Source organism: Geodermatophilus sp. SYSU D00742, assembly GCF_054049935.1.
On record NZ_JBJGYJ010000072.1, the window covers coordinates 1 to 1283 of the forward strand.

Annotated in this window: 1 protein-coding gene; it reads left to right on the forward strand. The window is 73.9% G+C overall.

Going from position 1 to position 1283, the window contains the following annotated elements; all coding sequences use genetic code 11:
* Positions 1-313: 313 nt before the first annotated feature.
* Positions 314-1283: HAMP domain-containing protein (locus ACI78V_RS22835; RefSeq protein WP_456855114.1), on the forward strand; the 970-nt coding region annotated here is incomplete at its 3' end.

The window sequence follows — 1283 nt, forward strand, 5'->3', positions numbered from 1 at the left end:
CCGGCCGGGCCGCACCCCACCCCCACCCACCCCCCCCCCCCCCCCCCCCCCCCCGCCGCCCCCCCCCCCCCCCCCCCCCCCCCCCCCCCCCCCCCCCCCTCTGCCATTCCCGGAATGGTGCGACTGTCGACATGGCGACCGCACCGGACCGATTGCCGACATTTCTCCGACGCGTTCCGCGACACGCGCATCGATGTGCGGCATCAGCAGCCGGCGGCGTCCACCATTCCCCCACGTACCGACGACGGCGACGCCGGACGACCCGGTGCTGTCCACCACCATTCCTGAACTGTCTTCTGCGAGGAGCACCACCATGACCACTGCTGCCGACTCGGCACGTCGCGGACGTTCCGGCGGGTGGTTCGCCGACCGCCCGGTCGGGATGAAGATCGGTGCGGCCGTCGCGGTCCTCGCGATCGTGGCCCTCACCATGACCGTCCTCGCGATCTCCCGGATCAACGCGCTGCACGACGCCTCCGGGCGCATCAACGAGAACGTCGGCACCCTCGCCGACCTGTCCGACATCCAGCGCTCCTGGCAGGGCGACCGCTCCCGCTACAACTCCTACGCGCTGGTGGACGCGCGGGGCCGTGCCGCCCTGCAGGCCGACCTCGCCGAGCGCCGCGAGACCATCGAGGAGCAGCTGGACGCCTACGCCGAGGTGACGGTCAACAAGGAGGCCTTCGCGGTCTTCCGCGGGCACGTGGACGACTACTACGAGGTCGCCGAGGGCCAGCTCCTCCCCGCGGCCGACGCCGGCGACCTCGTCGCGGTCGGGCAGATCGTCACCGGGCCGCTGCAGGCCTCCTCGGACCTGATCATGGACGAGTACAACGCGATGCAGGAGCGCCGGGTGGCGGCCGGGCAGGCCGACACCGACGACGCCGGGGCGATCGCGTCCGCGGCCGTTCTCACGCTGTGGCTGGCGCTCGCGGCCGGCATCGCGGTCTCCGGCGGGCTCACCGTCTACGTCATCCGCCGCATCGTCGGCACCGTGCGCTCGGTGCAGGCGTCGGTCGAGGCGCTGGCCCGCGGGGACCTCACGGTGGCGCCCGAGGTGACCGGCCGCGACGAGCTCGGCCGGATGGCCGAGGCGCTGGGCACCGCGCAGGAGAGCCTGCGGGAGGTGCTGTCGTCGGTGGCGTCCTCGGCGGACGCGGTGGCGGCCTCGTCGGAGGAGCTGTCGGCGTCCTCGGCGCAGATCGCGGCGTCGGCGGAGGAGACCAGTGCGCAGTCCGGTGTCGTGGCCGGGGCCGCCGAGGAGGTCAGCCGGAACGTGCAGA